Source organism: Roseovarius sp. MBR-6 (genome assembly GCF_040547525.1).
Taxonomy (GTDB): Bacteria; Pseudomonadota; Alphaproteobacteria; order Rhodobacterales; family Rhodobacteraceae; genus Roseovarius.
Genome location: NZ_JBEPPW010000002.1, coordinates 43,680 through 67,020, shown reverse-complemented (window position 1 = coordinate 67,020; position 23,341 = coordinate 43,680). Strand labels below are relative to the sequence as shown.

Sequence of the window (23,341 nt, the reverse complement as noted above, 5' to 3'; positions counted from 1 at the left end):
ACAAAAACAATGCAGCAAAAGAATATTTTCGCAGCGTTTGCCGCGCTTGCGGCGCTCTCCGCCGCTCCGGCGCGGGCGCAATCCATCGACGAGACGGTGAACCGGATCTTCGCCGATTCGACCGGCTGGTTCGTCAATCTCATCTTCTCCAACTTTCCCGGCACCACATTCCCGTGGATCGTGGCCTGGCTGGTGATCGGCGCGACGGTCTTTACCCTTTATTTCGGGTTCATCCAGTTCCGCGCGGTCGGCCATTCCATTTCGCTGGTCAAGGGCGACTATTCAGATCCCAATGACGCGGGCGAGGTGAGCCATTTCCAGGCGCTTGCCACCGCACTTTCCGGCACCGTTGGTCTTGGCAACATCGCCGGCGTGGCCGTTGCGGTCAGCATTGGCGGCCCGGGCGCGACCTTCTGGATGATCCTCGCCGGGCTCATGGGGATGGCGTCGAAGTTCACCGAATGCACATTGGGCGTGAAATACCGCAACGAATACCCCGATGGCCGCGTGTCGGGCGGACCGATGTATTACCTGTCGAAGGGGTTCACCGAGCGTGGGCTGCCGGGGGGCAAGATCCTTGCCGTGCTGTTCTCGATCTTCTGCATCCTGGGCGCGCTTGGCGGCGGCAACATGTTTCAGGCCAACCAGGCGCATCAGCAGATCTCGGGGATCCTCGGGGCCTATCCGGGCTGGATCACGGGCGTGATCTTTGCCGCCGTCGTGTTCGCGGTGATCGTCGGCGGGATCAAGTCCATCGCGCGGGTGACCGAAAAGGTCGTGCCGTTCATGGGCATCCTCTATGTCGGCACGGCGCTGATCATCATCGTGATGAACGCCGATCAGATCGGCTGGGCCTTCGGACAGATCTTTGCCGGGGCCTTTACCGGGCTTGGCGTCGCGGGCGGCATGGTCGGCGCGCTGATCCAGGGCTTCAAGCGCGCGGCCTTCTCGAACGAGGCGGGCGTGGGCTCTGCGGCCATCGCCCACGCGGCGGTGCGCACCAAGGAGCCGGTGACCGAGGGCCTGGTGTCGCTTCTGGAGCCGTTCATCGACACGGTGGTGATCTGCACGATGACGGCGCTCGTCATCATCATCACCGGGCAACTGGTGGCGGGACCGGATGGCAATTACCTGCTCAACGAGGCGGGCACCGCGATCCAGACCGTCGGCGGCACCTCGGGCGTGGGCCTCACCTCGGCGGCCTTCGGCAGCGCGATAAGCTGGTTTCCCTATGTTCTGGCCATTGCAGTGATCCTGTTCGCCTTCTCGACGATGATCAGCTGGTCCTATTACGGCCTCAAGGCCTGGACCTACCTCTTCGGCGAGGGACAGACCACGGAACTGGTGTTCAAGGTGATCTTCTGCATCTTCGTGGTGATCGGGGCCGCGGCCAATCTCGGGCCGGTGATCGACTTCTCGGATGCGGCGATCTTTGCCATGGCGGTGGTCAACATCATCGGGCTTTATTTCCTGATGCCGATCGTCAAGCGCGAGTTGAACAGCTACCTTTCGCGCCTGAAATCCGGCGAAATCAAGAAATACAACTGATCAGTGTGAAAATGACGAGGGCCGGGGATCATCCCCGGCCCTCGGCGTTTGTAACGGCGCGATCGGATCACGCAAGGCTGCGGGTGATTTCCTCGCGCTCGAAGATCTCGATCACGTCGCCCTCGCGCACATCGTCGTAATTCTCGAAGGCCATGCCGCATTCCTGACCGGATTGCACTTCGGCAACCTCGTCCTTGAAGCGCTTGAGCGTCTTGAGCGTGCCTTCGTGGATCACCACGTCGTCGCGCAGCAGGCGCACGCCCGCGCTGCGCCGCGCCACGCCTTCGGTAACCAGACAACCCGCGACCCGGCCCACGTTGGAGACCTTGAAGACCTCCTTGACCTTGGCATAGCCGATGAACTTCTCGCGGATCTCGTTGCCCAGAAGGCCGCTTGCCGCCGCTTTCACATCGTCCACCAGATCGTAGATCACCGAATAATAGCGGATCTCCACACCCTTCTGGTTGGCGCTGTTGCGCGCGGGCGCGTTGGCCCGGACGTTGAAGCCCAGAACCGGCGCGCCAGAGGCCTCGGCGAGGCCAATATCGGATTCGGTGATCGCACCGACGCCCGAATGGAGCACGCGCACGCGCACCTCCGCGTTGCCGATCTTCTCCATCGCCTGAACGATGGCCTCGGCAGAACCCTGCACGTCGGCCTTGACGAGAATCGGCAGTTCCTTGACGTTCTCGTCTTCCTTGGCCTTGGCCAGAAGCTGCTCGAGCGAGGTGCCCGCACCGGCGGTGGCGCGCTTTTCCTTGGCCTTCTCGTGGCGGTAATTGGCGATCTCGCGGGCCTGCGCCTCGGTCTCGACGACGTTGAGCACATCGCCTGCTTCGGGCGTGCCGTTGAGGCCCAGCACTTCGACCGGGGCCGAAGGGCCGGCTTCCTTGATACGCTCGCCGCGGTCGTTGACCAGCGCGCGCACCTTGCCGTATTGCTCGCCCACGACGAAGATATCGCCCTGCTTGAGCGTGCCTTTCTGAACCAGAACGGTGGCGACAGGGCCACGGCCCACGTCAAGCTGCGCCTCGATCACGGCACCTTCGGCGGCGCGATCCGGGTTGGCCTTCAACTCGAGGATCTCGGACTGAAGCGCAATCGCCTCAAGCAACTCGTCAAGACCCTGCCCGGTCATGGCCGATACCTCGACATCCTGCACGTCGCCCGACATCTTCTCGACCACGACCTCGTGGCGCAGAAGATCCGAGCGCACCTTGTCGGGATCGGCGGCGGGCAGGTCGATCTTGTTGATCGCCACGATCATCGGGACGCCTGCGGCCTTGGCGTGGTTGATGGCCTCGATGGTCTGCGGCATCACCGCATCATCGGCGGCCACGACCAGCACGACGATATCCGTCACATGCGCGCCGCGTGCGCGCATCGAGGTAAAGGCGGCGTGGCCCGGCGTGTCGAGGAAGGTGAGCAGTGTGCCGCTGTCGGTGGTGACCTGATAGGCCCCGATATGCTGGGTGATGCCCCCGGCCTCGCCCGCGACGACCTTGGCATCGCGGATTGCATCGAGAAGCGAGGTCTTGCCGTGATCCACATGGCCCATGATGGTAATGACGGGCGAGCGCGGCTTGAGATCCTCGGGCTTGTCGTCGACCGCGTCGATCACGTCCTCGACATCCGAATCACTGACCCGCACGATGCGGTGGCCGAATTCCTCGATGATGAGTTCGGCGGTATCGGCGTCGATCGGTTCGTTCTGCGTCACCATCATGCCCATCTGCATGAGCGACTTGACCACGTCGCCGACGCGCTCGGCCATGCGGTTGGCAAGCTCGGAAACGACGATCACCTCGGGCAGTTGCACGTCGCGCACGACCTTTTCGCGCTCCTGCATCCCGCCCATGGCCTTTTGACGCGCACGCTCCTGCTTGCGCTTCATCGCGGCCATGGATTTGTGGCGACCGCCTTCGCCCGCAAGCGCCTGATTGAGCGTGAGCTTGCCGGTGCGGCGGCCATCGTCGCCTGCTGTCCGGCTCTTGTTGCGGCGATTGTCGCGGTCATCTTCTTCGCGGCGGCGCGGGGCAACCGGGGTCGGCCCCTTGGCCGGGCCGGGACGCTCTCCGGTATCGGGCGCGGGGGCGGGGGCGCTCTCGCGTGCCTTGGCCTCGGCGGCCTCGCGCACGCGGATCTCGTCTTCCTCGGCTTTCTGGCGCGCGCGGTCCTCGGCCTCGCGCTGCTCGCGCTCCTTGGCTTCGGCCTCTTCGCGGCGGCGCTGGCGGTCTTCCTCGCGGGCCTTTTCCTCCGCCTCGCGGCGGATGGCATCCTCGGCCTCGCGTGCCTTTGCGGCGGCGAGTGCCTTCATCCGGCGTTCAAGCTCGGCATCGGAAATCCCCGCAGGGCGCTTGGTGGCCCCGGAGGCGGCGACGGAGGGTGAGCTGCCCACGCCCACGGACGCGCCCGGCTTGGGCACGACCACGCGCTTGCGTTTGGTTTCCACCACGACGTTCTTGGTGCGTCCATGGCTGAAGCTTTGCTTCACGTTCCCCGCACGGGGACCGCCACGCACACCCAAGGGTTTCTTTCCGTCGTTGTCGCTCATTTGCTCTTACTTTCCTTTCCGGCGGGCAGTCCCGCCGTCCGAGACGCGCAGACCTTTCAGTCTTGCCGCCTCCTCTACAACACGTTGCGCCAAACCTCCATAGCCCAGCACGGCGTGGATCGTGGTTTGACGGCTGAAGGCCTGACCAAGCTCGTCGGCGGTCAGCCAGCCGATATAGGTGCCGCCTTCGGGCGTGCTCAGGCCCGATTTGCCGCGCTCCGAGCCATCGCTGGCCTGAAGCAGAACCCGCACCTCTTCGCGCGCGAGCCGGTCCTTGACCTTCTCATACCCGGCCACCGCGCCCCCGCCCTTGCGCGCAAGGCTGATGAGGTCGATCACCCGGCGCGCGATCAGCGCCTCGACCTGCGCGGCCAGCCCCTCGGGCACCGTCACCGGCTGTTTCGCGGCGCGCGCGAAAAGCCCCTTGGTCGCCGCGCGCTCGATGGCGGCGCGGTCCGGCACCACATAGATGCCACGCCCCGGCAGCTTGGCCGCGATGTCGGGCACCACCGCGCCATCAGGCCCGATCACGAAGCGCACGAGCGCCGATTTCGGGCGCACCTCGCCCGTGGCGATGCACTTGCGTTCGGGACCGTCCGCGCGATCCTTTGGGTGCCCGCCGCGACCCATGCCTGACCCCGGAGCCTGACGGATCAGGCCCCGGCCTCCTCTTCGCCGCCCTCGACCGCTTCGGTCTCGGGCAGAAGATCATCGGGGTCCACCCAGCCCAGCATCACGCGGGCGGTCATCACCATGTCCTGCGCCTCTTCCAGCGAGATGTCGAAGGGCTCCAGTATCCCGTCATCCTTGACGCGCGCGCCCTCTACCGTCGTCCAGCCGCCGGCCAGTTCCCAATCGGCGCAGGTGGCGAAATCCTCCAGCGTCTTGACGTCGTCCTTGGCCAGCGCCAGCACCATTTGGGGGGTCAGCCCCTCGAAGCCGATCAGGCTGTCCTCGACCCCAAGGGCACGCGCCTCCTCAAGCGCCGCCGCAGCCTGCGCCTCGATCACGTCGCGGGCGCGCGCCTGAAGCTCTCCGGCGGTGTCCTCGTCCACGCCGTCGATGACCAGAAGTTCGTCGACCTCCACATAAGCCACCTCTTCGAGATTGGTGAACCCCTCGGCCACCAGAAGCTGGGCAAAGAACTCATCCAGATCGAGCGTGTCCATGAACAGTTTGGTGCGCTCCTCGAATTCCTTCTGGCGACGCTCGCTGTCCTGCGCTTCGGTCACGATGTCGATGTCAAGCCCGGTCAGTTGGCTTGCCAGTCGCACGTTCTGCCCGCGCCGCCCGATGGCAAGCGAAAGCTGATCCTCGGGCACCACCACCTCGATGCGCTGCGCGTCCTCGTCGATCACGACCTTGGCCACCTCGGCGGGTTGCAGCGCGTTGACAAGGAACGTGGCCTGATCCTCGTTCCACGGGATGATGTCGATCTTTTCGCCCTGAAGCTCGTTCACGACGGCCTGAACGCGGCTGCCGCGCATCCCCACGCAGGCGCCGACCGGGTCGATCGAGCTGTCATAGCTGATCACGGCGATCTTGGCGCGGCTGCCGGGATCACGGGCGACAGCCTTGATCTCGATGATGTTGTCGTAGATCTCGGGCACTTCCATCTTGAACAATTCGGCCATGAATTGCGGATCGGTGCGCGACAGGAAGATCTGCGGGCCGCGCTGCTCGCGGCGCACATCCTTGACATAGGCGCGCAGACGTTCGCCGGGACGATAGGCCTCGCGGCCGATCTTTTCGTTGCGACGCAGAACCGCCTCGCCATAGCCCTGAAGCTCGACGATGATATTGCCGTATTCCTCGCGCTTGACCACGCCGTTGATGATGGTGCCTGCGCGATCCTTGAACGCCTCGTATTGGCGGTCGCGCTCGGCCTCGCGGACCTTTTGCAGGATCACCTGCTTGGCGCTCTGCGCGGCGATGCGGCCCATTTCCACCGGCGGCACGGCCTCGTGGAACGTGTCGCCCACCTGCGGCGTGCCCGCCTCAACGGGGTCGATGCGCACGCCGTCGCGCATCCAGAACTCATCGCGCCCCGGCGTTGCGGCGATGAAATAGGCCTTGGCCTGCTCAGGCGTGAATTCGGCCTGATAATTCTCCAGCGCGTCATCCGCAACCACGGTGCGCACGCGGGTAAAGGCGGCGCGGCCCGTCTTGCGGTCGATCTTTACATGGATGTCCATTTCCGAGCCGTAGCGGCTCTTGGCGGCGCGGGCGAGGCTCTCTTCCATGGCTTCGATCACGAGGCCGGGGTCGATCATCTTTTCGCGGGCCACCGCCTCGGCGGTCTGCAACAGCTCAAGCTGGTTGGCGGATGTGATTGCCATGGTCTCAGTCCTCCTCGGAACCGCTCTCGGTTTCTATCTCGTCATATTGCGTCTCGTCGATCACGCCTGCGGCCTTGCGCGCGCGCAGCATCTCGCGGATCAATTCATCCGTCAGGATCAGCTTGGCATCCGACAGCCAATCGAAATCGAGGCCGATGGTGCCTTCCTCGATATTGATCAGCACCTCGTTGCCCTCGACCCCCGCGAGCACGCCCTTGAAGCGTTTGCGCCCGTCGATCAGATCGGCGGTCTCAAGCCGCGCCTCATAGCCCTCGAAGGCCTCGAAATCCTTGAGGCGGGTCAGCGGCCGGTCGATGCCGGGGCTCGACACCTCAAGCGTGTAGGCGTCAAGGATGGGGTCCTCCACATCGAGGACGGCGCTGATGGCGGTGCTGAGCGCGGCGCAATCGTCCACCTCGATACCGCCCTCGGGCCGGTCGGCCATGATCTGAAGCAGATGGGTCTTGCCGCCCATGAGGCGCACGCGCACAAGCTCGAAGCCCATGTCCTCGATCACCGGGGTGATGATCTCGGCAAGCCTTCGGTCAATGGCGGCCTTTGCGATGAGGTCGTTTGTCATGTCGTCCAAGCACAAAAAAACGGGCGCGCGGCCCGTCCTGTTTCCCGGTGGAACCATCGGAGACCCCGAGGTGCCGCTGTTGAACGTTCATATAGGCCCCCGTTCCGGGCTTTGCAAGCGCCGATTTCACGCGGGCGCGCCCCAGCCGTCTGACTGCATTTCGCGCAACCGGCTGGCGGTGCGCTCGAACTCGAAAGAGCCTTCGCCCTCGATATAGAGAAACTCCGGGTCCGCCGCCGCCGAGCAAATCAGCCGCACGCGCGCCTCGTAAAGCGCGTCGATGAGGGTAACGAAACGTTTCGCCTCGTTGAAATTCGTTCGGCCCAGTTGGGGGATGTTCTCCAGGACCAGCAGGCGAACCGACTGTGCGAGCGCGAGATAATCGGCAGGGCCAAGCGGGCGGCCGCACAGATCATAGAACGCGGCGCGCGCAACACCGTTGTGAAAGGCGGGGATCTCCACTGCGCGCCCCTTGACGATGATCTCGTGGGGCACGGCCTGACCGCCGGTCATGTCCTGCCAGATGGTTTCGATCACGGCCCGATTCGCGGACGTGAGCGGGGTGAACCATGTCTGCGCGCCCGCCAGCCGATTCTGGCGGTAATCGGTGGCGCTGACCATTTCATGCACGACCATCCGATCTTTCAGCAGCGCGATGAAAGGCAGGAAAAGCTGCCGGTTCAACCCGTTTTTGTAAAGATCGTCGGGCACGCGGTTGGATGTGGTCACCACCACCACCCCGGCGGCGAAAAGCGCCTCGAAGAGCCGCCCCACGATCATCGCATCGGTGATGTCGGTAATCTGCATCTCGTCGAAGGCCAGCAGGCGAACGGATTTCGCCACTTCGGCCGCCACCGGGGCCAGCGCGTCGGCCTCGCCCCGCGCGCGCGCGGCGTGAAGGCCCGCGTGTATCTCCTGCATGAAGGCGTGGAAATGCACCCGCCGGTTGGGCACGTCCAGCGTATCGACAAAGAGATCCATCAGCATCGACTTGCCGCGCCCCACGCCGCCCCAGATGTAAAGTCCCTTGGGCGGGTCTGGCGCGCGGCGGAACCATCCCTTGGGCGGGGTCTCGGCAAGGGCGGCGCGGATGCGTTCGAACTCGGGCAGGAGGGCCTCTTGCGCCGGATCGGGCGTGAGCTTGCCCTCGGCGACAAGCCGGGCATAGAGATCGGGAAGCGTTTCCATGAGCGTTCGCATACCGCGATGCCTCTTGGGCGGCAATGCTCAGCCGCGTTCCGCGAGCCGCCGCATGACGCCCACAAGCTCGGCGCTGATCCCCGGCTCCGAGAGGGCGTGACCGGCGAGCGGCACCATCCGCAGATCGCAGGCAGGCCAGAGCGCGGCCAGCCGGTGCGCGGCGGCGGGCGGGCAGATCATGTCATAGCGTCCCTGCACGATGGTGCCGGGGATATGGGCGATGCGGCCCATGTTGGCATGGATATGCCCGTCCTGATCGAGAAAGCCGCGATTGAGGAAATAGTGATTCTCCAGCCGGGCGAAGGCACGCGCGTAATCGGCGGGACTGTCGCCGCCCACCCCGGTGGAATGGACGGTGGCCAGTGCGTTTTCCCACGCCGACCACGCCTTGGCATGGGTGATCTCCTGCGCCATGTCACCGGAAAAGAGCCGCTTGTGATAGGCGCCAATCATGTCGCCGCGCTCGACCTCGGGGATGAGGGTTATGAACCGCGCCCATGTCTCGGGCCAGAAGGCCGCAGCCCCCCCGCCATAGAACCACTGAAGCTCGGCCTCGGTCATGGTAAAGACGCCGCGCAGGATCAGGTGGCGCGCGCGGTCGGGATGGGTCTGGGCATAAATCAGCGCCAGCGTCGCGCCCCAGCTTCCGCCGAAGACGAACCAGCTTTCGAGCCCGAGCGCCTCGCGGATGCGCTCGATATCGGCCACCAGATGCCATGTCGTGTTGGCCTCGACGCTGGCATGGGGCTTGGATCGACCACAACCGCGTTGATCGAAAAGCACGATCCGATACACCTCGGGGTCGAAATAGCGCCGCATCGCCGGGCTTGATCCGCCCCCCGGCCCGCCATGCAGCACCACCACCGGCAGGCCGTCGCGCCGCCCCGACTGTTCGACATAGATCGAATGGCCGTCGCCCACATCGAGCATCCGCCGCTCGAAGGGCTCGACGGGGGGGTGCAGATATTGCACTGCGCTTTTATGGCCCGAGACTTTGTCCATGGATGTCCTATATATCGCCCGTCACCAATTGAGCCACAGGGAGACCGGAATGCAAGTCGCGCAGAGCACAATCGATCCCGCCGAGGTCGCCAAATTCGAGGCGATGGCCGCAGAATGGTGGGACCCGAACGGCAAGTTCAAGCCGCTGCACATGCTCAACCCTTGCAGGCTCGACTATATCACATCGCAGATCGCCGCCGAGTTCGACCGCGACCTCGGCACCGCGCGGCCCTTTGACGGGCTGCGCCTGCTCGATATCGGCTGCGGCGGTGGCCTGCTGAGCGAGCCGATGGCGCGGCTTGGCGCGACGGTGGTGGGTGCCGATGCCGCGCCGCGCAACATCCCCGTGGCGCAACTCCATGCCGAACAATCGGGCCTTGCCATCGACTACCGCCACACCACCGCCGAGGACATGGCCGCAGCGGGTGAGCGGTTCGACGTGGTGCTCAACATGGAGGTGGTCGAGCATGTCGCCGACCCGCTGACCTATCTGCGCGCCTGCCACGATCTTCTCAAGCCCGGCGGGCTGCATGTCTGCTCGACGATCAACCGCAATCCGAAAAGCTTTGCCATGGCCATTGTCGGTGCGGAATATGTCATGCGCTGGCTGCCCAAGGGGACGCATGACTGGTCGAAATTCATCACGCCGGACGAGCTTTACGGGCTTCTCGCCAAGGCCGGTCTCGACCCGGTGGACCGCAAGGGGTTCGTCTTCAACCCGATCACCTGGCAATGGCGCCTGTCCGCGCGCGACATGAGCGTGAATTATGTCACCGCCAGCCTGCGGGCGGCCTGAGCCGCCCGTCAGGCGTGCGCCCTACTTCTTGAGCGCGTCGCGGATTTCCATGAGGATATCAAGCTCGCTCGGGCCGGGGTCTTCTGCCGGGGCCGCTTCCTTGGGCTTGGACGCCACGTCCTTCGCACGGTTGACCAGCTTGACCAGGATGAACACCACCCAGGCGATGATGAGGAAATTGATCACCGCCATGATGAAGCGGCCATAGGCAAAGACGGCGGCACCCGCCTCTTCGGCGGCGGTGATGGAGGCATAATCGCCCGAGCCGAGAACGATATAAAGGCCCGAGAAATCAATGCCGCCAAGAAACAGGCTGATGATCGGGTTGATGAGATCGGACACCATCGAGCCGACAATCGCGGTGAACGCCGCGCCGATGATGATGCCCACGGCCATGTCCATGACATTGCCCTTGGCGATGAATGCCTTGAATTCCTGAATCATGTCCGTCCCTCTTGTGACACTGATACCGGGTGACTTCGTCCACCCACGGCGCGTGTTTAGCATATGTCACACAAGGGCCAGCGAAAAATCTTGCCGCGCGGGCAGGGGAAAGATCGCGCCGCGCTCACCCTCTTGCACGCGCCCCGACCCTCGCCTAGCGTGCGCACGGACGCCCTGACGGAGATCGCCATGCACCTTCCCCTGACCGAGACCGACGCGCTTTTCTACCTTCACCATGGGCCGTCGCGGGATGGGGCCGCCACCTTCGTTTTCGTCAACGCGCTGACGGGGTCCACCGATGCCTGGGAAGCGGCGGTAGCGCCCGCGCTGCGCGCGCAGGGCTTCGGCACGCTGAGCTACAATTTTCGCGGGCAGGCGGACTCGCCCTTCGATCCGGCGCTGGCGCTGACCGAAAGGGTGATCGTCGCGGATCTGGAGCGGTTGCTGGCCGAGGTTTCCCCCGCGCGGCCCATCCTTGTGGGCCTCTCCATCGGCGGGCTTTACGCCGCGCGCGCGGTGCTGAACGGTGCGCAGGTGCAGGGTCTCGTGCTGCTCAACACGTTGCGCGAGATCGGGCCGCGCATCGACTGGGTCAATACCGCCATGGCGCAAATCGTCGAACATGGTGGCGTGTCGCTCTTTCTTGACGCGCTCTTTCCGCTGCTGGTCAACGGCGATTTCGCCGCGAAGGCGCGGGGCAATTTTCTCAAGGGCGGCTATGCGCCGCTGCCACCCGAGCATGGCCACATGAACCTGATGCGCAACGCCGCCCATGCCGACTGGGCGCTCGATTACAGCACCCTCACCCTGCCGGTTCTGGTCATCACCGGGCTTCAGGACCGCGTCTTTCTGGACCGCGAGGTGGTGGACCGGCTCTACGCCACCCTGCCCGATGCACGGCGCGAGGACTGGGCCGAGGCGGGCCACCTGCTACCACAGGAAGCGCCCGACCGGCTGGCCGCAAGCCTTGCGCGCTTCGGCGCGGAGACCTGCCAATGAACATCCCCGAGAAATGGGCCTATCCGGCGGTGATGATCGGCGTCGCGGGGCATGCAAGCAGCGAGTTTTTCGCCAAGCTTTCGGGCGTGGCAGGGCCGGAAACAAGCGTCTGGCGTTACCTGCTGGGCGGCTTCGGCCTCATCCTCTGGGCGCTCTGGGGCCGGGACAGCCGCGACCTGATCACGCCGCTGCGCAAGGAGGGGCTCAATATCGTCTGGCTGTCGCTGATGGGCGTCACCGTCACCTATCTCTTCTTTCACTGGGCGCTCGATTACGCGACCGTCATTCAGGTGGCCACGGTCACCACCACGATCCCGATCTTTGTCGGCATCGCCAACTGGGTGGTGAACGGCGTGCATCCCGGCACGGTCAAGATGATCACCGGCCTGCTTGCGGTGCTGGGCATTGCGGTATTGCTGACCGATGGCGCGCTGGCCGCGCTGGCGGGCGAGGCGGGCACGCTGCCGGGCGTGCTTCTGGCCATGGGCTGCGCCGCGCTCGGCTCGTTTTACGCGGTGCTGATCAAGCCGGTGATGGGGCGCCACGGCGGGCTCAAGATCATCGCGCTCACGATGATGATCGGCGGCATCGGCCTGTGGTTTCTGGTGGGCGCGGCCTGGGGGACATGGGTCAACCCCCTCAGCATCGTCGAGAAACCGGCACTTGCGGCCTGGTCGCTGGTGGTGCTCGCGCTCTGGAACACCACGATCACGCAACTCATGTGGTTCGGCGGGCTGTCGGCGGCACCCGACATCACCCGCGCCTCCTATCTCTTCTTTCTCAAGCCGATCATCGCGGCGGCGCTGGCGATCCTGATCCTCGGCTCCTACCCGACGCTGTTGCAGGTGCTGGCCATCGTGCTCGTCACCGCCTGCGTGGTGGTCGAGCTTTACTGGCCACGCCTGCGCGCGCTCGGGCGGTCCTGATCGTCGCGTGACACAAGCTGCCCTGTGCTGTGCACTGGGCCGCTCTTGGGCTGAAGGGGAACGATGCGCGGCGGCGCGTTCCGCGCCTTTGTTCCGCGCGAAGGCAAGACGTCAACGACAGAAACAGGCTATTCACCCCGTCAGCACGCGCGCAAAACGCCTTGTCTCAGGCCGCCCGCGTCTCGATCACCGCGCTTTGCTCCAGCGTGCGGTGGACCGGGCAGCGGTCGGCGATCTCCATCAGGCGCGCGCGCTGTTCCTCGCTCAGGTCGCCCTCAAGCCGGATGGTGCGCACGAAACGGTCCACCTTGGCCTCGGCGCGGCTGTCGGCGTCCTGCGCATGAACCTTGTGGTGGCAGATATCGACGCTGACATGGGCAAGCGGCCAGTCCTTGCGCCGCGCATACATGCGGATGGTCATCGAGGTGCAGGCCCCCAGCCCCGCGGCGAGAAACCCGTAGGGCGACATGCCGCGATCGGTGCCGCCATAGGCCGCAGGTTCATCGGCCAGCATGTGATGCGAGGGGCCCGCGTTCACGTCCTGCAAGAAACCCTGCGCGTCGGCCTCGCTCACCCGAACGATCCCTTCGGGTGCGCCGGGCGGAGGGGCGGGCGGCGCAAGGTCGAGATACCGCGTGGCCCAGGCTGCGATCACCTTTGCTGCGTATTCGGCGTCACCGGCATCGGTGATGAGGTGGTCGGCATCGTCGAGGGTGACAAAGCTCTTGGGGTGTTTCGCGGCCTTGAAGATCTCGGCGGCGTTCTCGACGCCGACGGTTGCGTCGCGCGGCGCGTGCATCACCAGAAGGGCGCGGCCCAGCCCCGCGATCTTGTCGCGCAGGGTCTCGGCCTGCACATCGCGGACGAAATCCCGGCCAATGCGGATGGGCCGCCCGCCAAGCGTCACCTCGGCCGCGCCCTCCTCTTCGATCCGCTCAAGCGCGCCTGCGAAATTATGGGTGACATGGCCGGGATCGAAGGGCGCGCCGATGGTGACGACCGCGCGCACGCTCTTGATTCGTCCCGCCGCCGCCAGCGCCGCCGCGCCGCCAAGGCTGTGTCCGACAAGCAAGCCGGGGGCCATGCCGCGCGCCGAAAGTGCCTCGGCGGCGCGCTCCAGATCCTGCACGTTCGAGGTAAAGGACGTGTTCTCGAACTCGCCCCCAGAATGGCCCAGCCCGGTGAAGTCAAAGCGCAGCACGGCAATGCCCGCCCCCGCGAGCCGCGCCGCGATGCGCCGCGCGGCGGGGATGTCCTTGGAGCAGGTAAAGCAATGCGCGAAAAGCGCCGTTGCCAGATGCGGCCCCTCGGGCAGGTCGAGACGGGCCGCAAGTTCGTGGCCGTCATGGCCGGTGAAGGTCAGGCGTTCGGTGGGCATTGCGCATCCTTTGTCGCTTGTCGTCCGGGAGAGTAAGCAGCCCGCCCCGCGTCCGCCACCCTTGGCCCCCGAAGGTCACGCGATGGTGAGGGATGCCGGGGATTCGCTTCAAATACTTCGCATTTCGCGGGCGGCGCACCACCCGCTGTTAACCTGCTTCGGCCATCCTGTGAGCGGGGAACAGGAAAGGGCGGGTCATGTCCTGGCAGGTGCGCACGGGTGCCGATGTCTGGCGCTTTACGGCGGTGATCTCGGGGATCGTTCTTCTGGGCAGCATCGGGTTGCGCTTTACCGTGTTGCCGATGGATCTGGCGACGCGGACGCTTTTGCCCGGATCGGCCATGGCGCTTGTGCTCGCGGCCCCGATCGCGTGGTTCGTGGGCCAGCGGATGCGCGAGGTGGCCCGCCTGGGTGACCGGCTCGAACATGCGCTGCATCACGACATGCTGACCGGGGTTCACACAAGGCTCAGCTTTTATCAGCGGGCCGGGGCAATGAACGGCGGCACCTGTGCCGTGATCGTCACCGATATCGACAATTTCAAGGGGTTCAACGACCGCTATGGTCATTTCGCGGGCGATCAGGCGCTGCGACAGTTCGCGGCCATGCTGACCGCCAATTGCCGTGCCGCCGATCTTGTCGCGCGCTTCGGCGGTGAGGAATTCGTCATCGTCATCATGGGGGCCGGGGCCGATGAGGGGCTTGCCGTTGCCGAACGGCTGGCCGCGCGGGTGCGCGCCAGCCCGATCTTCTTCGGCGAGCATACGCTGCGCCTGACGGCGAGTTTCGGGGTCGCCACCCTGCCGCCCGGCGGCGACATGGACAGTGCCATCCAGCAGGCCGACCGCGCCCTTTACCGCGCCAAGCATGCGGGGCGCGACCGGGCCTTCATGTTCGATCCCGCGCAGGACGGCGCGGCGATCCCGATGGGCACGGCGGCGGAATAAGAGGATCAGCCACCATCAACCCCGGCCCATCAACACCTGATCGAACGGGTAGCGCGTCAGGTTCTCGTATCCTGTTTCGGTGATGAGGACCTGATCCTCCAGCTTGATCGAGAAATCGCCGCCGACCTCGCCCACCAGCGCCTCGACACAGAGCACCATGCCCGGCTCGAGCACGTAATCGAACGCCCCCGGCACGGCCATGTCGGGATAGGCCACCAGTGGCCACTCGTCGCACAGACCCACACCATGCATCATGCAGCCATATTTCTGCGCCTGGAATTTTTCGGCCAGTCGGTGACAGTTGGCGCTCAGCTCCGGGATGCCGATACCGGGGCGGAGCAGGTCCATATTCGCCATGATATGCTCATGTGCGTGCTGCATTGCCGCGACCATGTCGGGCCGGGGGGCGGCATCGCCGATCCACCATGTCCGGCTGATATCGACGCAGATCCCGTAGCTGCCGATCAGGTCGGTATCGAAGGCCACGATCTCGTTCATCTTCACCACGCGCGGCCCGCATTCCTGAAACCACGGATTGGTGCGCGGCCCCGAGGCCAGCAGCCGCGTCTCGATCCATTCGCCGCCGCGCCGGATGTTCTCGGCATGGAGCACGGCCCAGATATCGTCTTCGCAGGTCCTGCCGTCGCCGACAGTCGCGCGGGCAAAATCCTCCATCACGCGCACGGCGGCCTCGCAGGCATGGACCGCGCAGCGCATCGCCCGGATCTCGTCGGGACCCTTGACGGCGCGGGTCTTTTCGGTGACCTCCTCGCCCTCCATGATCATGAGCCCCTGCGCCTCGAGCGCGCGCAGCCCGTGCAGCATCACCTTGTCCACCGCCAGCCGCCGGTTGCCGGGGCTATGCTCGGCCAAGAGCGCGGCAACCTCGCGGGCAAAGACATCGGCGGCCACATCCACCTTGTCGCCCCGGTCGAAATAGAAAAGATCCGCGCCCGAGCGCACCTCGGCCACGAGCGGGTTGAAGGACGAAAGAAACGGCGCGTTCTTGTAATCCCAGAGCACCATATGCCCGTCGGCGCACAGGAGCAGCGCGCGAAACGGGTTGTGCGTGTTCCAAAGCTGCATGTTGGTCGAATCGGTGGCATAGCGGATGTTGAGCGGATCAAAGAGCAGGAGGCCGGCATAGTCGCGCGCCACAACCGCCGCCGTCAGCCGCGCCCAGCGGTGCCGGCGCATCGCCTGCAAATCGGGCAACTCCAGTCCTGCCGCCGCCCATTCGTCATAGGCCAGCCGCGTCGGCCCGATCTCGACCCGGTCGGGATCGTCAGGCGTGTTGTCGCCCCGGCGCGGGCCGCAGGTCGGGTCGATCTTGCGCGTATCGCGGTAAGGGGTGTTCATGACAGGGCCTCCCCCGGCCATGGTCGGACGGTCGCGCGCGGCCCGCACCCTCGGTTGCGACATGGCGCGGGGTCGTTTTCGGCGCAGGTGACGCAGGGTCGCGCTTGTGCCGCGGCGCGGCGCGGAGATGATCGCGGCCGAGACCCGAAGGGAGAGGACCATGACCACCATCATCGAGGACTATGTGACGCGCCTCACCCCGCTCGCGCGCGGGCGCATCAAGGGGGTGGCGCGGCTCGACATCGCGGGTCACGGCAGCGTTCTTCTGACCGAGGCAGGCGCAGAGGCCGGGGACGGCCCCGCCGATGTGGTGCTGAGCGCGCGCGACGAGGTGTTCCGCGCGATCCTTGCGGGCGAACAGAACCCGGTGATGGCCTACATGTCCGGCAAGCTCAAGGTCGAGGGCAACGTGCAGCGCGCGCTCAAGGTATCGGGCATCCTGACGGCGGGCTGATCCGTCGCAACACCGGCCCTTGCCATCATCCGCGCCGCTTGAGGTCGCGCCCGTCCGGCACCGGGACGCGATATCGTTTCAAGGCGGCGGCCACTCTGACCGCGCGCGGATCGCGCCTGTTTCGGTTTGCCGAGACGGGGACGCGCAAGGCTTGCCCTTCTGCCCTGCACACGCGACACTATCGCCGAAGAGGCAAGAGGTGACACATGGCCGGGCTGGAAGAACGGATCGCGCAAGCGCGGGGCGACGTGCCCGCCGATCTGGTGTTGCGCGGCGGCACGGTCTTTGACCTTGTCACCGGGGCGATGATCGCGGGGGATGTGGCGATTTGCGACGACACGATCGTGGGCATCGGCGCGGACTATGACGGTCTGCGCGTGATCGACGTGGCGGGCCTCATCCTTGTGCCGGGTTTCATCGACACGCATCTGCATGTGGAAAGCTCATTGGTCACGCCGCTGGAGTTTGACCGCTGCGTGACGCCCCATGGCGTGACCACGGCGATCTGTGACCCGCACGAGATTGCCAATGTGCTGGGCGTGGACGGCATCCGCTATTTTCAGGAGGCAAGCACGCGGACGGTGATGGATCTGCGGGTGCAGCTATCGTCCTGCGTGCCCTCGACGGATATGGAAACCTCCGGCGCGGCGATCGGGGCCGAGGATCTGCGCGCCCTGATGGGGCATCCGTCGGGTATCGGGCTGGCGGAGGTGATGAACTATCCCGGTGTGATCCACCGCGATCCCGGCATGATGGCCAAGCTGCGGCTCTTCGAGGGGGGGCATGTGGACGGCCATTGTCCGCAGCTTTCGGGGCGCGATCTCAACGCCTATTGCGCGGCCGGCATCCGGACGGAACATGAGGCGACCACCGAAGCCGAGGCGCGCGAGAAGCTGCAAAAGGGGATGCGCGTGCTGATCCGGGAGGGCTCGGTCAGCAAGGATCTGGATGCGCTGAGCGGTCTGCTCACGGAGGTGACGGCACCCTACATGTGCCTGTGCACCGATGACCGCAATCCGCTCGATATCGCCGAGGAGGGGCATCTCGACCACATGATCCGGGCGCTCATCGCGCGTGGTGCAAGCCCGCTGGCCGCCTATCGCGCGGCGTCCTTGTCGGGCGCGGAGGCGTTCGGGCTGCGCGACCGGGGGCTCATTGCGCCGGGGCGGCGGGCGGATATCGTGGCCGTGGGGTCGCTTGCGGCCTGCGACGTGCGGCGGGTGATCTGCGGCGGCGTGGTAGCGGATGCGGCGGCTTTTGCCGCGCGCGGGGACGTGGCCCCGGTGGGGCGGCACTCGGTGCGCGCGCCGCGCGTGACCGCAGAGGCGTTCCGGGCGGCGGGCAACCGCGAGGCGACGGATGTGATCGGCATTCTCGAGGGCAAGATCCTCACCGCGCATCTGCACGAGGATGTGCCGATCAGCGATGGCGACAAGCGGCCGGACCCGGCCCGCGATCTGGCGCGCATCACCGTGATCGAGCGGCATGGCAAGAACGGCAACATCGCCAACGGCTTTGTGCGTGGCTTCGGGTTGCAGGCGGGGGCGATAGCCTCGACCGTCTGTCACGATCACCACAACATCGCCTGCGTCGGCGTCGATTACGCCGACATGGCGCTGGCGGCCAATCGCCTGTCAGAGATCGAGGGCGGTTTCGTGGTGGTGCGGGACGGTGCGGTGCTGGCGGAATTGCCGCTGCCGGTGGCGGGGCTGATGAGCCTCGCGCCGTTTGAGGAGGTGCGCGACCGGCTGGTGGACCTGCGCGCGGCCGCGGTGTCGCTGGGCGTCACGCTGCGCGAGCCATTCCTGCAACTGGCCTTTCTCGCGCTGCCGGTGATTCCCGCGCTCAAGATCACCGACCGGGGGCTGGTCGATGTGGCGCGGTTCGAGTTGATCGGGTAGCCCCCGCCGCGCATGACACGGCGGGGCTGATGCCTCAATTCGGGATCTGCCCGGTGATCCCCTCGACATAGAAATCCATGCCCAGAAGCGTGCCGTCATCGGCCACTTCGCCCTCGGCGAGCCAGACGCTGCCATCCTGTTTGTTGAGCGGGCCGGTGAAGGGGTGATACGCGCCGCTCGCCATGGCGTCTTTCAATGCCAGCGCCTCGGCTTTCACCTCGGCGGGCACGGCATCGGATATCTCGCCGATGCCGACCATGCCGGGGCCGATCCCGTCCCAGGTCTCGGTCGTCTCCCAGGTGCCGTCGATCACCGCCTGGGTGCGGGCGATATAGTAGGGGGCCCAGTTGTCGATGATCGAGGAGACGCGCGGGAAGGGCGCGTATTCGGCCATGTCCGAGGCCTGCCCGAAGGTCACGACATTGCCGGCCTTCTCAGCGGCGGCCTGCGGGGCGGTCGAATCGGTATGTTGCAGGATCACATCCGCGCCCTGCTCGATCAGCGCCTGCGCGGCGTCGGCCTCTTTCGCCGGATCGAACCACGTGTAGGCCCAGATGATCTTGAACTCGACATCGGGGTTGGCCTTTTTCGCGTGGATATAGGCCGAGTTGATGCCGCGAATGACCTCGGGGATGGGGTAGGAGGCGATATAGCCGATGATGTTGGATTTGGTCATCTTGCCCGCGATATGGCCCTGCACCGCGCGCCCCTCGTAGAACCGCGCCGAATAGGTGCTGACATTGGGCGCGGTCTTGTAGCCGGTGGCGTGCTCGAATTTCACATTGGGGAATTTCGCGGCCGCAGCCAGCGTCGGCTCCATGAAACCGAACGAGGTGGTAAAGATCAGGTCTGCCCCCTGAAGAGCCATCTGCGTGATCGCGCGTTCGGCATCGGCGCCCTCGGGCACGCTCTCCTGGTAGACGGTTTCGACCCGGTCGCCGAAATGCGCCTCGACGGCGAGGCGGCCCTTGTCGTGCTCGTAGGTCCAGCCGCCATCGCCGATGGGGCCGACATAGATAAAGCCCACCTTGGTCTTGTCCTGCGCGACCGCCCCGGTCGCAAGGCCGAGCGCAAGCGTGGCTGTGGTCAACAGATGTCTGAGGTTCATTCTGGGTCTCCCTGTTGTGATATTATTGCGAGGCGTGAAAGACGCGGCCCAAGGATGCGGGCGCGCGGGATTTGTCGCGCGCCATGATGACCAGCACGAGGATGGTGATCAAGTAGGGCGACATCGAAAGATATTCGACCGGGATGGCAAGCCCCGCCGCCTGAAGGTTGAGCTGCAACACCGTGACCCCGCCGAAGAGCCACGCCCCCAGCAGCACGCGGCCCGCCTTCCACGACGCGAACACCACCAGCGCCAGCGCGATCCAGCCCGCGCCCGAGGTCATGCCCTCCGTCCATTGCGGCACGCGGATGAGGCTGATATAGGCCCCGCCCAGCCCCGCGCAGGCCCCGCCGAAGAGGATCGCCAGCACCCGCACCCGCACCACGCGATAGCCAAGCGCATGGGCGGCGTCGTGGTTCTCGCCCACCGCGCGCAGGATCAGCCCGGCGCGGGTATATTTCAGCACCGCCCAGACCACCGCGACCAGCGCCAGCGCCAGATAGACCATCAGATCGTGGGAAAAGAGCACCCGCCCCAGAAAGGGCAGGTCGCTGAGCGGCCCGAAATCGAGCCGGGGCACTGGCGGCGGCTTGATGCCCTGATAGCCCTGCCCCAGAAGCGACGACAGCCCCAACCCGAAGAGCGTCAGCGCCAGACCGCTCGCCACCTGGTTGGCCAGCGCCAGTTGCGTGAGCGCCGTGAACAGCAGCGCCAACACCGCGCCGCCCGCCGCCGCCGCCACGAAGCCCATCAGCGGCGAGCCGGAATTGACCGCCACGGCAAAGCCGCAGATCGCGCCGGTGATCATCATCCCCTCGACGCCGAGATTGAGCACGCCCGCGCGCTCCACCACCAACTCGCCAAGCGCGGCGAGCAGAATGGGCGTCGCCGCCACGATGATCGCTGCCAACAAAAGGGACGGGTCGATCGCGCCCATCACGCCGCCTCCCTCTTGTGCACACGGATGCGGTAATTCGTCAGCAGGTCCACCGCCAGCAGGAAAAACAAGAGCATCCCCTGGAAAAGCTGGATCGCGGCAGCGGGCAGGCCCAGCGTCGATTGCGCCATTTCGCCACCGATATAGGTAAGCGCCATCAGAAGGCCCGCCAGCGCGATCCCCACCGGGTGCAAGCGGCCCAGAAAGGCCACGATGATCGCGGTAAAGCCATAGCCCACGTTGAAATCAATGCTGATCTGGCCTGCGGGGCCTGCCACTTCGAACATGCCCGCCAGCCCCGCGAACGCCCCCGCGGTGCCAAGGCAGAACACCACCAGCCGACCGGGGCGCACACCTGCAAAGCGCGCCGCGCGCGGGGCCTGCCCGGCCAGGCGGATGTGAAAGCCAAGGCTGTGACGCGAGAGCAGGATATAGGCCGCGATCACCGCGATAAGCGCCGCGGCCACCCCCCAATGCATCCCCGTTCCGGCGATCAACTCGGCATTATGGGCGCTATCGTATTGGCGCAGGTTGCGCGAACCGGGAAAGCCGCGCCCCTCGGGGTTTTTCATCAGCCCGAGCGCCATGGCGGCCAGCAATTGTTCGGCCACGTAGACGAGCATCAACGACACGAGGATTTCGTTGGTGCCAAAGCGCAGCTTGAGCAGGGCCGGGATCATCGCCCAGGCCCAGCCGCCGAGCGCGCCCGCCAGCACCATCAGGGGAAAAATCAGCGCGCTTTCATACGGATAAAAAGCCAGCGCCACGCCCGCGCCCGCCAGCGCGCCGACGATGTATTGCCCTTCAGCGCCGATATTCCAGATGCCCGCCCGAAACCCGAGGCTGAGACCGATGGCGATGAGGATGAGGGGGGCGGCCTTGATCAGGAGTTGCGGGCGGTAATAGAACGAGAACTCGCCGAAGAGCGGCTGCCAGAAGATCGTGGCGATGGCCTCGACCGGGTCCTTGCCCAGCGCGGCAAAAAGTGCGCCGCCCGCGATCATGGTGATCAGCACCGCCAGCGGCGGGGTGGCGAAGGTCCAGAGCCGCGAGGGCTGCGGGCGTTTCTCCAGCCTCAGCATGGCGCGGGCCTCGTCGTCGCAGGGGGGCGCTGCCCCCGTCGCCCTGCGGGCGCCTCCCCCGGGATATTTCGGGCCAGAAGAATCCGGGCGCGGGCATGGCGTTTCTTCTGGCGGCAAATATCCCCGCCGGAGGCCCCGGTCTCTTTGTGCAAGAGCTCAGACACGCGCCACCTCCATGCCATGCGCGCCGCCCATCATCAGGCCGATCTCGTCGAGGCTCAGGCTGGCGGTGGGCCGCGCCTCCGACAGGCGCCCCTCGTTGAGCGCGGCAAAGCGGTCGGTGATTTCCAGAAGTTCGTCGAGATCCTGGCTGATGCACAGGATCGCAGCCCCTTGCACCGCGAGGTCGATCAATGCCTGACGGATGGCAGCGGCGGCGGCGGCATCGACGCCCCAGGTGGGCTGATTGACCACCAGCACGCGGGGGCGTTGCAGCACCTCGCGCCCGATCACGAATTTCTGGAGGTTGCCCCCCGACAGCGCCCGCGCCGCCGTTTCCGGCCCCGGCGTGCGCACATCGAAGTCCGCGATCACGCGGGCGGCAAAGGCGCGCGCCGCCCCCCAGCGGATAAAGCCGTGGCGTGTGAGCCCCTCGCGCGTGGCGGCGCTGAGCAAGGCGTTTTCCGTCAGGCTCATGTCCGGGGCGGCGGCGTGGCCGAGGCGTTCCTCGGGTGCCGCGAGCAGGCCCCGCGCCCGACGCGCGTTGGGACCAAGCCGCCCGACGGGCGCGCCGTCAAGCCGGATCGTGTCCGGATCGGTCAGCCGTTCGCCCGAGAGCGCGGCCAGAACCTCGTCCTGGCCGTTGCCTGCCACCCCGCCGATGCCGAGGATCTCGCCCTGCCGCAGGGTGAAGGAGACGTCGCGCAGCGCGGTGCCGAAGGCCGAGGGGGCAGGCAGCGAGAGCGCGGTCACCTCCAGTGCGATCTCGCCCGTGCTCTGCCCGGCGCGGCGCGGCGCGGCGAAACTTGCGCCCACCATCGCCTCGGCCATCTCGCGCGCCGAGGTCTCCTGCGGCACGCAGGTGCCGACATTGCGACCATGGCGCAGGATGGTGGCGGCGTCGCAGAGCGTGCGGATTTCCTCGAGCTTGTGCGAGATGTAGAGGATCGCGACCCCCTCGGCTGTCAGTTTGCGCAGGGTGGCAAAGAGGATCTCCACCTCCTGCGGGGTCAGGACCGAGGTGGGCTCGTCCATGATCAGAAGACGCGGGTCTTGCAGCAGGCAGCGGATGATCTCGACCCGCTGCCGTTCGCCCGCCGACAGATCGCCGGTGAGGCGCGCGGGATCGAGCGGCAGCCCGTAGGTCTGCGACACTGCGCGGATACGCGCGGCAAGGGTGCGCATCGGCGGTGGCGCTTCCATGCCGAGCGCCACGTTCTCGGCCACGCTGAGCGCGTCGAAGAGCGAGAAATGCTGGAACACCATCGCCACCCCCGCCGCCCGCGCCGCCGAAGGATTGGCGGGCGCATAGGGCGCGCCGCGCAAGGACATCGTGCCGCTGTCGGGCTTCACCAGCCCGTAGATCATCTTGACCAGAGTGGATTTGCCCGCCCCGTTCTCGCCCAGAAGCGCGTGCACCTCGCCTGCGCGGATATCGAAGGACACCGCGTCATTGGCGATGACACCCGGATAGGCCTTGGTGAGGCCATTGATGCTGAGCAAAGGCGTGGTCACGCGCGTCTGTCCCCGCCCCTTGGCGGGGCCGCTCCCTGTGTTTGGCAGACCCTAGACCAGCCTTTGGGGGTTCGGCAATGGATTGTGGTGCAGGCAGGCTTTCGTTCCCGCAA

Annotated in this window: 20 protein-coding genes; 7 read left to right on the top strand and 13 right to left on the bottom strand. The window is 66.0% G+C overall.

Annotated elements, in window-relative coordinates:
- Positions 1-9 precede the first annotated feature (9 nt).
- Positions 10-1,548 carry an alanine/glycine:cation symporter family protein gene (locus ABIE57_RS02600; RefSeq protein WP_354537439.1) on the top strand — a complete coding sequence of 513 codons (1,539 nt, stop codon included), beginning with the start codon at positions 10-12 and terminating at the stop codon, positions 1,546-1,548.
- 67 nt (positions 1,549-1,615) lie between these two features.
- Here ABIE57_RS02600 and infB read toward each other — a convergent pair whose 3' ends face one another.
- From infB to pip, 6 genes are all read right to left on the bottom strand, one after another.
- Positions 1,616-4,102 carry a translation initiation factor IF-2 gene (infB, locus tag ABIE57_RS02595; RefSeq protein WP_354537438.1) on the bottom strand — a complete coding sequence of 829 codons (2,487 nt, stop codon included), beginning with the start codon at positions 4,100-4,102 and terminating at the stop codon, positions 1,616-1,618.
- Between the two features lie 6 nt (positions 4,103-4,108).
- Positions 4,109-4,732, bottom strand: a complete 624-nt coding sequence (locus tag ABIE57_RS02590; RefSeq protein ID WP_354537437.1) for an RNA-binding protein — start codon at positions 4,730-4,732, stop codon at positions 4,109-4,111.
- Positions 4,733-4,755: 23 nt separating this feature from the next.
- The gene (gene nusA, locus ABIE57_RS02585) at positions 4,756-6,441 is read right to left on the bottom strand and encodes a transcription termination factor NusA (protein ID WP_354537436.1); all 1,686 of its coding nucleotides are present in this window, start codon (positions 6,439-6,441) and stop codon (positions 4,756-4,758) included.
- A 4-nt stretch (positions 6,442-6,445) separates the two neighbouring features.
- Complete coding sequence (rimP, locus tag ABIE57_RS02580) at positions 6,446-7,021, bottom strand: ribosome maturation factor RimP (RefSeq protein WP_354537435.1); 576 nt, start codon at positions 7,019-7,021, stop codon at positions 6,446-6,448.
- 126 nt (positions 7,022-7,147) lie between these two features.
- Complete coding sequence (gene zapE, locus ABIE57_RS02575) at positions 7,148-8,209, bottom strand: cell division protein ZapE (protein WP_354537434.1); 1,062 nt, start codon at positions 8,207-8,209, stop codon at positions 7,148-7,150.
- A 39-nt stretch (positions 8,210-8,248) separates the two neighbouring features.
- A complete protein-coding gene (gene pip, locus ABIE57_RS02570) occupies positions 8,249-9,223 on the bottom strand; it encodes a prolyl aminopeptidase (protein WP_354537433.1) in 975 nt (324 codons plus the stop codon).
- A gap of 49 nt (positions 9,224-9,272) precedes the next feature.
- On the opposite strand from pip, the gene ubiG reads away from it, so the two are divergent.
- Complete coding sequence (gene ubiG / locus ABIE57_RS02565) at positions 9,273-10,019, top strand: bifunctional 2-polyprenyl-6-hydroxyphenol methylase/3-demethylubiquinol 3-O-methyltransferase UbiG (protein WP_354537432.1); 747 nt, start codon at positions 9,273-9,275, stop codon at positions 10,017-10,019.
- 21 nt (positions 10,020-10,040) lie between these two features.
- On the opposite strand, the gene mscL is transcribed toward ubiG, so the two are convergent.
- The gene (gene mscL / locus ABIE57_RS02560) at positions 10,041-10,463 is read right to left on the bottom strand and encodes a large conductance mechanosensitive channel protein MscL (protein ID WP_354537431.1); all 423 of its coding nucleotides are present in this window, start codon (positions 10,461-10,463) and stop codon (positions 10,041-10,043) included.
- A gap of 189 nt (positions 10,464-10,652) precedes the next feature.
- On the opposite strand from mscL, the gene ABIE57_RS02555 reads away from it, so the two are divergent.
- Complete coding sequence (locus ABIE57_RS02555) at positions 10,653-11,462, top strand: alpha/beta fold hydrolase (protein WP_354537430.1); 810 nt, start codon at positions 10,653-10,655, stop codon at positions 11,460-11,462.
- Positions 11,459-12,388: a DMT family transporter gene (locus ABIE57_RS02550; RefSeq protein WP_354537429.1), complete on the top strand. Its 930-nt coding sequence runs from the start codon at positions 11,459-11,461 to the stop codon at positions 12,386-12,388. The genes ABIE57_RS02555 and ABIE57_RS02550 overlap by 4 nt, the downstream gene beginning before the upstream one ends.
- Positions 12,389-12,554: 166 nt before the next feature.
- Here ABIE57_RS02550 and ABIE57_RS02545 read toward each other — a convergent pair whose 3' ends face one another.
- Positions 12,555-13,766 (bottom strand): bifunctional alpha/beta hydrolase/OsmC family protein, encoded by a 1,212-nt coding sequence (locus tag ABIE57_RS02545; RefSeq protein WP_354537428.1) that lies wholly within the window; start codon positions 13,764-13,766, stop codon positions 12,555-12,557.
- A gap of 197 nt (positions 13,767-13,963) precedes the next feature.
- Between ABIE57_RS02545 and ABIE57_RS02540 the strand changes: the two genes are divergently transcribed.
- Complete coding sequence (locus tag ABIE57_RS02540) at positions 13,964-14,713, top strand: GGDEF domain-containing protein (RefSeq protein ID WP_354537427.1); 750 nt, start codon at positions 13,964-13,966, stop codon at positions 14,711-14,713.
- 15 nt (positions 14,714-14,728) lie between these two features.
- On the opposite strand, the gene dddP is transcribed toward ABIE57_RS02540, so the two are convergent.
- The gene (gene dddP / locus ABIE57_RS02535; RefSeq protein ID WP_354537426.1) at positions 14,729-16,072 is read right to left on the bottom strand and encodes a dimethylsulfonioproprionate lyase DddP; all 1,344 of its coding nucleotides are present in this window, start codon (positions 16,070-16,072) and stop codon (positions 14,729-14,731) included.
- Positions 16,073-16,232: 160 nt separating this feature from the next.
- Between dddP and ABIE57_RS02530 the strand changes: the two genes are divergently transcribed.
- Positions 16,233-16,526, top strand: coding sequence for an SCP2 sterol-binding domain-containing protein (locus ABIE57_RS02530; protein WP_354537425.1), 294 nt, complete (start codon positions 16,233-16,235; stop codon positions 16,524-16,526).
- A gap of 206 nt (positions 16,527-16,732) precedes the next feature.
- Positions 16,733-18,427: an adenine deaminase gene (gene ade / locus ABIE57_RS02525; RefSeq protein WP_354537424.1), complete on the top strand. Its 1,695-nt coding sequence runs from the start codon at positions 16,733-16,735 to the stop codon at positions 18,425-18,427.
- 34 nt (positions 18,428-18,461) lie between these two features.
- Here the strand turns inward: ade and ABIE57_RS02520 are convergent, their stop codons facing one another.
- From ABIE57_RS02520 to ABIE57_RS02505, 4 genes are all read right to left on the bottom strand, one after another.
- Positions 18,462-19,535: a BMP family ABC transporter substrate-binding protein gene (locus ABIE57_RS02520; RefSeq protein ID WP_354537423.1), complete on the bottom strand. Its 1,074-nt coding sequence runs from the start codon at positions 19,533-19,535 to the stop codon at positions 18,462-18,464.
- 22 nt (positions 19,536-19,557) lie between these two features.
- The gene (locus tag ABIE57_RS02515; RefSeq protein ID WP_354537422.1) at positions 19,558-20,472 is read right to left on the bottom strand and encodes an ABC transporter permease; all 915 of its coding nucleotides are present in this window, start codon (positions 20,470-20,472) and stop codon (positions 19,558-19,560) included.
- Complete coding sequence (locus ABIE57_RS02510; protein ID WP_354537421.1) at positions 20,472-21,554, bottom strand: ABC transporter permease; 1,083 nt, start codon at positions 21,552-21,554, stop codon at positions 20,472-20,474. Before ABIE57_RS02510 ends, ABIE57_RS02515 begins: the two co-directional genes overlap by 1 nt.
- A gap of 156 nt (positions 21,555-21,710) precedes the next feature.
- Positions 21,711-23,228: an ABC transporter ATP-binding protein gene (locus ABIE57_RS02505; RefSeq protein ID WP_354537420.1), complete on the bottom strand. Its 1,518-nt coding sequence runs from the start codon at positions 23,226-23,228 to the stop codon at positions 21,711-21,713.
- Between the last annotated feature and the right edge of the window lie 113 nt (positions 23,229-23,341).

Coding starts and splice junctions, on each gene's coding strand:
- ABIE57_RS02600 (WP_354537439.1), top strand. CDS start 10: ATGCAGCAAAAGAATATTTTCGCAGCGTTTGCCGCGCTTGCGGCGCTC.
- infB (WP_354537438.1), bottom strand. CDS start 4,102: ATGAGCGACAACGACGGAAAGAAACCCTTGGGTGTGCGTGGCGGTCCC.
- ABIE57_RS02590 (WP_354537437.1), bottom strand. CDS start 4,732: ATGGGTCGCGGCGGGCACCCAAAGGATCGCGCGGACGGTCCCGAACGC.
- nusA (WP_354537436.1), bottom strand. CDS start 6,441: ATGGCAATCACATCCGCCAACCAGCTTGAGCTGTTGCAGACCGCCGAG.
- rimP (WP_354537435.1), bottom strand. CDS start 7,021: ATGACAAACGACCTCATCGCAAAGGCCGCCATTGACCGAAGGCTTGCC.
- zapE (WP_354537434.1), bottom strand. CDS start 8,209: ATGGAAACGCTTCCCGATCTCTATGCCCGGCTTGTCGCCGAGGGCAAG.
- pip (WP_354537433.1), bottom strand. CDS start 9,223: ATGGACAAAGTCTCGGGCCATAAAAGCGCAGTGCAATATCTGCACCCC.
- ubiG (WP_354537432.1), top strand. CDS start 9,273: ATGCAAGTCGCGCAGAGCACAATCGATCCCGCCGAGGTCGCCAAATTC.
- mscL (WP_354537431.1), bottom strand. CDS start 10,463: ATGATTCAGGAATTCAAGGCATTCATCGCCAAGGGCAATGTCATGGAC.
- ABIE57_RS02555 (WP_354537430.1), top strand. CDS start 10,653: ATGCACCTTCCCCTGACCGAGACCGACGCGCTTTTCTACCTTCACCAT.
- ABIE57_RS02550 (WP_354537429.1), top strand. CDS start 11,459: ATGAACATCCCCGAGAAATGGGCCTATCCGGCGGTGATGATCGGCGTC.
- ABIE57_RS02545 (WP_354537428.1), bottom strand. CDS start 13,766: ATGCCCACCGAACGCCTGACCTTCACCGGCCATGACGGCCACGAACTT.
- ABIE57_RS02540 (WP_354537427.1), top strand. CDS start 13,964: ATGTCCTGGCAGGTGCGCACGGGTGCCGATGTCTGGCGCTTTACGGCG.
- dddP (WP_354537426.1), bottom strand. CDS start 16,072: ATGAACACCCCTTACCGCGATACGCGCAAGATCGACCCGACCTGCGGC.
- ABIE57_RS02530 (WP_354537425.1), top strand. CDS start 16,233: ATGACCACCATCATCGAGGACTATGTGACGCGCCTCACCCCGCTCGCG.
- ade (WP_354537424.1), top strand. CDS start 16,733: ATGGCCGGGCTGGAAGAACGGATCGCGCAAGCGCGGGGCGACGTGCCC.
- ABIE57_RS02520 (WP_354537423.1), bottom strand. CDS start 19,535: ATGAACCTCAGACATCTGTTGACCACAGCCACGCTTGCGCTCGGCCTT.
- ABIE57_RS02515 (WP_354537422.1), bottom strand. CDS start 20,472: ATGGGCGCGATCGACCCGTCCCTTTTGTTGGCAGCGATCATCGTGGCG.
- ABIE57_RS02510 (WP_354537421.1), bottom strand. CDS start 21,554: ATGCTGAGGCTGGAGAAACGCCCGCAGCCCTCGCGGCTCTGGACCTTC.